Origin of the sequence: Brevibacillus sp. B_LB10_24 (assembly GCF_046036945.1) — a bacterium.
GTDB lineage: Bacteria > Bacillota > Bacilli > Brevibacillales > Brevibacillaceae > Brevibacillus_C.
Genome location: NZ_JBJQOQ010000042.1, coordinates 38,729 through 45,031 on the forward strand (window position 1 = coordinate 38,729; position 6,303 = coordinate 45,031).

7 protein-coding genes are annotated in these 6,303 nt (G+C 50.5%); 6 read left to right on the forward strand and 1 reads right to left on the reverse strand.

Translation table 11 applies throughout. The annotated features are described in order from the left end of the window. Position 1 precedes the first annotated feature (1 nt). From ACI7RC_RS24860 to ACI7RC_RS24880, 5 genes are all read left to right on the forward strand, one after another. Positions 2-766 carry a class I SAM-dependent methyltransferase gene (locus ACI7RC_RS24860; RefSeq protein WP_408110872.1) on the forward strand — a complete coding sequence of 255 codons (765 nt, stop codon included), beginning with the start codon at positions 2-4 and terminating at the stop codon, positions 764-766. A gap of 35 nt (positions 767-801) precedes the next feature. Further along, positions 802-1,350 (forward strand): cob(I)yrinic acid a,c-diamide adenosyltransferase, encoded by a 549-nt coding sequence (locus tag ACI7RC_RS24865; protein ID WP_408110873.1) that lies wholly within the window; start codon positions 802-804, stop codon positions 1,348-1,350. A 74-nt stretch (positions 1,351-1,424) separates the two neighbouring features. After that, complete coding sequence (gene nth / locus ACI7RC_RS24870; protein WP_408110874.1) at positions 1,425-2,144, forward strand: endonuclease III; 720 nt, start codon at positions 1,425-1,427, stop codon at positions 2,142-2,144. Between the two features lie 138 nt (positions 2,145-2,282). Next, positions 2,283-2,744, forward strand: coding sequence for a peroxide-responsive transcriptional repressor PerR (perR, locus tag ACI7RC_RS24875; RefSeq protein ID WP_408110875.1), 462 nt, complete (start codon positions 2,283-2,285; stop codon positions 2,742-2,744). A gap of 236 nt (positions 2,745-2,980) precedes the next feature. Continuing rightward, positions 2,981-4,648 carry a glycosyl hydrolase family 18 protein gene (locus tag ACI7RC_RS24880; protein ID WP_408110876.1) on the forward strand — a complete coding sequence of 556 codons (1,668 nt, stop codon included), beginning with the start codon at positions 2,981-2,983 and terminating at the stop codon, positions 4,646-4,648. A gap of 55 nt (positions 4,649-4,703) precedes the next feature. Here the strand turns inward: ACI7RC_RS24880 and ACI7RC_RS24885 are convergent, their stop codons facing one another. Next, the gene (locus tag ACI7RC_RS24885; RefSeq protein WP_408110877.1) at positions 4,704-5,051 is read right to left on the reverse strand and encodes a DUF2614 family zinc ribbon-containing protein; all 348 of its coding nucleotides are present in this window, start codon (positions 5,049-5,051) and stop codon (positions 4,704-4,706) included. 146 nt (positions 5,052-5,197) lie between these two features. On the opposite strand from ACI7RC_RS24885, the gene ACI7RC_RS24890 reads away from it, so the two are divergent. Next, positions 5,198-6,064, forward strand: a complete 867-nt coding sequence (locus ACI7RC_RS24890) for a nucleotidyltransferase-like protein (protein WP_408110878.1) — start codon at positions 5,198-5,200, stop codon at positions 6,062-6,064. Positions 6,065-6,303: the final 239 nt, after the last annotated feature.

The following is a 6,303-nucleotide window of genomic DNA, read 5'->3' on the forward strand; positions in this document are numbered from 1 at the left end:
CATGAGCGTAAGCACCTACCGCTGGGCGGACTACTATGATGTGACGAACCGGGGCGTTACCGGTGATATTTCGTTTTATACCAAAATGGCCGAGCAGGCTGGCGGCGAAGTGCTTGAATTGGCCTGCGGCACCGGGCGGGTGACGATCCCTTTGGCCCAGGCTGGGGTAAAGGTGACAGGCCTTGATCTGTCCGAAGAGATGCTGGCGAGGGCAAAACAGAAAGCCGAGCAGATGTCAGTTGCCGGCCGTATCGACTTTATGCAGGGAGATATGCGCCAGTTTAAGCTGGATCGGCAATTTCCTTTGATCATCATCCCGTTTCGCTCCTTTCTGCACCTGCTGCATATTCAGGAGCAGATGAAGGCGCTTGGCTGCATTCGGCGCCATCTGCAGCCTGGCGGGAAGTTTATCATGAACGTGTTCGTACCGCGCATCTCTGACCTGTACGAAGAAAGCGAAAAGATGTCCCTCAGAGGGATGTTTCCGCTCGAATCGGGCGAGCAGATCGCCATGTGGGATTTTACCCGCTATGACCACTTTCAGCAGCTGTCTGAGGTGACGCGGACCTACGAACGGATCAATCAGGATGGCCAGGTTGTGGAAAAACTGGTCAGCAGATTTACCCTTCGCTATATCTTTCCGGCAGAACTGCATCATTTGCTCAGGCTGAATGGCTTTAAGGTCGTACAGCGATACGGCTCTTTTGACCAGGCTCCGTTTGACAGAGGGAGTACGGAGCTGATCATCGTAGCGGAAGCTGTGTAATTTCCCGGAAAATAATTGAAAAGGGGAACGGTGTCATGAGAATCTACACAAAGTCAGGAGATAAAGGCGAAACGTCACTTGTCCACGGTGTCAGAGTGCCTAAATACGCTGCCCGGGTTGAAGCCTACGGAACGTGTGACGAGGCCAACTCTGCGATTGGCCTTGCCATCTCTTTCCTGCCGGAGGACGGGGAATGGAGCCAGTTTCGCCAGACGTTTCACGTGATTCAGACGAAACTGTTCCACATCGGTGCCGAATTGGCCACACCGCAGGGAAAAAAGGTAGGCTGGCCAATCGAGGAAGCAGACGTTGCCTTTCTGGAACAAAAAATTGACGAGATGGATGGAGAGCTCGAGACGCTGACCAATTTTATTCTGCCGGGAGGTCATCCGGCCGCTTCGGCCCTGCACGTCGCCCGTACCGTCGTGCGCCGTGCGGAACGCCGTTCGATTCAGATAACCCAGGAAGAGCCGGTGAATGGCATCGTGATCAAATACCTGAACAGATTATCAGATTTCTTGTTCGTAGCCGCACGCTGGGTCAACCATAAACTGGGCAAACCAGAACTTCATTTGCATGAATAAATCAACTCGGCACGAGAGGTTAGCCTGACTCTCGTGTTTTTTGTTATATTAGGATGAAGGGGGAGATGTATAGAATGAAACAGTCGGATTCGCAAGTAAAGGTATCGGGCGGGCGGCGAAAGGTGCCTGTTGACAAGATTCTCGACACGCTCCACAATTTGTACCCTGACGCCCATTGCGAGCTGAATTACACGACTCCGTTTGAGCTTTTGATTGCGACGATTCTTTCTGCACAGTGCACAGACAAGCGGGTCAATGAGATCACGGAACCGCTTTTTGCCAAGTACAATCAGCCTGAGCATTTTTTGCACCTGTCACAGGAAGAGATGGAGGAGCTCATAAAGGGGCTTGGTTTGTATAAAAATAAAAGTAAAAACATCTTGGAGACATGCCGGATCCTATATGAAAAATACAACGGTGAGGTGCCCCAGACCCATTCCGAACTGGAGGCCCTTCCCGGTGTCGGCAGGAAGACGGCCAACGTGGTGCTGTCAAACGCGTTTGGCGTACCTGCCATTGCCGTTGATACACACGTATTCAGGGTCGCCAACCGACTGGGACTGGCGAACAGCGACAACGTAGATGAGACGGAAAGACAGCTGATGAAGCGCATCCCCCGGGAAAAATGGTCAGACGCCCATCATTGGCTCATCTGGCACGGACGTCGGCTCTGTTCGGCGCGAAACCCGCAGTGCGGCTCGTGCCCGCTCCGGGAAGACTGCAAGTTTGCCCGGTCAGCGGCCAAAGAGCAGAAGAAAACCGTCAAAAAAACAAAGGCTCCGCAAAAAGGATAATATTCCCAGGTGATTTTTCGTTGCGGGGGATATTGACACGATGGGTTGTAACGGCGTACACTTTTTATAACAATTCTTATTAAAAGATCGTTATTATCAAAGAATTTTATCCTTCAATTACCAAGTAAGGGATTTTCTATGGAAAGTGAGGTGCATGACGAGGTGACGGAACGGGTCGAAAAAGCCGTTGAAGTTCTCAAAAATACAGGAGTTCGTATGACTCCGCAGCGTCATGCCATATTAGCGTACCTGCTTGAATCAATGAGCCATCCTACTGCCGATGAAATCTACAAGGCGCTGGAGGGCAGGTTTCCCAATATGAGTGTAGCTACGATTTATAACAACTTGCGGGTTTTTAAAGAAGCGGGATTGGTCCGCGAATTGACCTATGGCGATTCGTCCAGCCGCTTTGATGCCAACACCCATGAAGAGCACTATCACGTGATCTGTTCGGAATGCGGCGCGATTCACGATTTTCATTTCCCCTATCTGAATGAGGTTGAGAATGCTGCTGCCCAGACCGCAGGATTTAAAGTGACGGGTCACCGCATGGAAGTGTACGGCGTTTGCGAGAAGTGCCAGAAGGAAAAGTCTCATTAGAATAAGCAGCTGCAGATAGCTCCGGCGTTAACCCGGAGTTATTTTATTGTATGGAGTTACATTTTTTGTTTTTGTGCGTCTTAGTAAGGAGAGAAAGAAAAGCGAGGGTGAGTAGAAGGAATGTTGTTGTTAAAAAAAGACCCGGCAAGCCAAAAGGGATTGAATAAGCAATGAATGTGCCGTTGCATGTACGAACCCGACCGAGACGAAGGAAAGCTCCGCTGAAGACTTTTGGAATGCTCCTGCTATTTGTTGGATTGGTGATTTTCAGTATTTTCGTGTGGCTGCAGCTTCCGTCTACTGAGCGAGTCGCTCCGTACGACGGGCGGGAAAACGTCATCCTCTACCACGGAAAGGCTTATTCGCAGCCTTTTCAAGTGGTTGACGAACAAATTCTGCTGCCGTTTGACTTTATCCGGGAGAATATGGATGAATATCTTTACTGGGACGAACCTTCCCAGTCGGTGATCGTTACGACAAAGGACAAGGTGCTGCGAATGGAGAGCGACAAGCTTGTGGTGTTTTTAAACCGCAAGCCGGTCGATTTGCGAGTTGGAGTGACGGAGATAGACGGAGTTCGGTACATCCCGTTCTCTCCGCTGGAAAAACTGTACCCCTTCCGCTTGGAGTACATCGAATCAAATCATGTCCTGCTGGTTGAAAAGGCCGGAGATGCCATTCAGCAGGGGAAGATCTCCAGCGGAAAACAGACGGAGGTATTGCGGACCGGACCGTCAGTGAAGCAGCCGATCGTCGGCGAGGTGAATAACGGCGATGAAGTATTCATTCTGGATGAGGAAGCGGACTGGTACCGCCTGCAGACCAAGGATGGACTAACAGGCTATATGCCCAAGGGAAAGGTGTCGCTTGCCTCGATCTATCAGGTGGCCATGCCCCAACTGGAGAAAAACGCAGCTGATACAGCGTGGCGGCCAATGGGAAAAAAGATTTCGATGGTCTGGGAACAAGTCGTAAACAAGACGCCCAATGCGGCAAATATCGGACCGATGCCAGGCTTGCAGGTCGTTTCGCCTACCTGGTTCGAAGTGGTTGACGAGAAGGGCACACTGGCCAATAAGGCTGATCCGGCCTATGTAAAATGGGCGCATGCACGGGGATACAAAGTGTGGGGACTGGTATCAAACGGGTTTAATCCCGACATGACAAAAGCCTTTTTGGCAGATTTTCGCCTGCGCGAGAAGTTGATCGTCCAGATCCTGCACTATGCGAATCTGTACGATTTGGACGGTATCAACCTGGATTTCGAGAATGTCTACCTTGACGAAAAAGAGCCGCTGGTTCAATTTGTCCGCGAGCTGACCCCGTATCTCCACGAGCAAGGCTTGACTGTTTCCATGGATGTAACAGTGAAGTCCACCAGTGAACGCTGGTCCATGTTTTACGACCGGCAGGCCCTGGGAAGTGTCGTCGATTACATCGTCATCATGGCTTATGACGAGCATGGCGGGTCAAGCCCGGTTGCCGGCTCGGTCGCTTCCTTCCCCTGGACTGAAAAAGGGCTGCAAGGGGTATTGGAAGAGGTCCCTGCCGACAAGGTGATCCTCGCTGTTCCGTTTTACACTCGCCTGTGGAAAGAAACGAAGCAGGCTGACGGTTCGGTAAAAGTGACGTCAAAAGCACTCTCCATGTCAGGAGCAGAGAACTGGATAAACGAAAAGAAATTAACTCCACAGCTGGATGAACAGACAGGTCAGTATTTCGTCCAGTACGTCGATAAGACAGAAGGGGCGACTTACAAAATGTGGCTGGAAGGCGAGGATTCACTGCTGAAGCGAATGGAGCTGATCCACCGGTATAACCTCGCCGGATTGGCCGGCTGGCGCCGCGGTCTTGAAAAGGACGATACGTGGTCCAAAATCGATAAAAATCTGCAGCGGCATTAACGTGAAAACCCACCTGTTATGGATAAGGACAGGTGGGTTTTGTATACGCGAATATTCACGCTTTGCTGGGGTGATCTTCGGCAGGCAATAAAAGCGGTTGGCCGCAGAACATGCAGGCGTCTTCTTTGCCAAGCATCTTTGTGACTTTGCCGCAAGTAGGGCACTCCACCTGGGGAGTCGACATCGAGACCATTCCGGAGATCATAAACAAAACAGTGCTTCCCATCATCAGGATAAAGCCGATCAACAGCGCGATCGTCAGCAGGATATGGGCGAAAATTTGGCCGCGGAAGCCCAAAAAGACAGCCAAACTGGCGAACATCAACACCAGGCTGATTCCCATTCCCCAGTTTCCCCAGGTGCGCAATCGCTTTATTTTACTGATTCGGTCAGTATTTTTCATGGGCTGGCTCCTCCTTCGTTCAGAAGACTACACCCCAGTATACCACAACTGGGCATTCGTGAAACGAGCTTGACAATGTTGCAGGCAGGAAACTGGCGGCTCGCGTAGAATCCTTACCAGTAATCACGTAGGTAGGGGGAGCATCGATGGACGCAAGTCTGCGGTTTTACCATGAGCGAATGATTCGCCAAGAGCACGTGCTGTCCGTATTGCTTGTTGCGCGGCGGGAGAATTCCAGTATGGCAGTCTGCGATGCCGAACTATTGTATGTGATTATCCTCAACCGTCCGGAACCGCGCTGGGAAACCAAGCATTTTGTTCTGGATGACCGCAAAATTGTGGAGCATCGGGTCAGCCAATGGCAGGTCGAACAGTGGGCTGTCAACGGTACAGATGAGCGAATGGTTTCATGGATATGCGATGCCGATATCCTGTACGATACGCGGGGGTATATCGGCCGGATCAGAGACCGCTTGGCCCGATACAGCGAGCAGACACAGAAGCGGAGAGTATGTGAAGAGTACTCTCATCTGCTCGAGCACTATTTGGATGCCAAAGACTTTTGGCAGAACCGCATGGAACTGGATGCCTATCACTCTGTCCTCAAGGCCCTCGATCACTGGGCAAAGCTGGTCGCATGTGAAGCAGGAGAGCCGCCTGATCCTGCCTTATGGACTCAAGTAAAACGGCTTGAGCCATCTGTCTACAAATTATACGAAGAGCTTATTGCCAGCCACGAACCCCTGGAAAAACGCATAGAACTTTTGCTGCTGCCAATCGAACTTCACGTCATGTCCCGAATGAAAAAATGCGTTCTATTTTTGCAGGAAATTTTGCAATCAAAAAATCGGCCCTGGTCTTTCGAAGAGCTGCGCCGGCATCCGGAGATCGAGGTAACGGATATAAACCTGGGGCTTCTCCTGAACCGAATGGTAAAGAAATCGTTGGTTCGGGAAGTCATCATTAGACAGGATGGTGACGTCCTGGAAAAGGGGTATTTTCCGGCTGGATAAAAACAAAAAATACTATTGACTAAAGATGCGTGGACATGTTATATTAGCAAACGTCGCTTCTAAGACACGCGATTACATCTCAGATGGTTTCCGGTTTGGCTGAAATGAAAAGATAAAAAAACTCTTGACCATCTGGGCAAAACGTGTTATATTAAAAAAGTCGCTGTTCCGGACCGAGACGTTCGGAAAGATGGCGAAAATGCTCTTTGAAAACTGAACAGCGAAGCGTTTTAGTGAGT

Excerpts from the sequence above, each read along its gene's own strand:
- ACI7RC_RS24860 (WP_408110872.1), top strand. The coding sequence starts at position 2 with ATGAGCGTAAGCACCTACCGCTGGGCGGACTACTATGATGTGACGAAC.
- ACI7RC_RS24865 (WP_408110873.1), top strand. The coding sequence starts at position 802 with ATGAGAATCTACACAAAGTCAGGAGATAAAGGCGAAACGTCACTTGTC.
- nth (WP_408110874.1), top strand. The coding sequence starts at position 1,425 with ATGAAACAGTCGGATTCGCAAGTAAAGGTATCGGGCGGGCGGCGAAAG.
- perR (WP_408110875.1), top strand. The coding sequence starts at position 2,283 with ATGGAAAGTGAGGTGCATGACGAGGTGACGGAACGGGTCGAAAAAGCC.
- ACI7RC_RS24880 (WP_408110876.1), top strand. The coding sequence starts at position 2,981 with ATGCTCCTGCTATTTGTTGGATTGGTGATTTTCAGTATTTTCGTGTGG.
- ACI7RC_RS24885 (WP_408110877.1), bottom strand. The coding sequence starts at position 5,051 with ATGAAAAATACTGACCGAATCAGTAAAATAAAGCGATTGCGCACCTGG.
- ACI7RC_RS24890 (WP_408110878.1), top strand. The coding sequence starts at position 5,198 with ATGGACGCAAGTCTGCGGTTTTACCATGAGCGAATGATTCGCCAAGAG.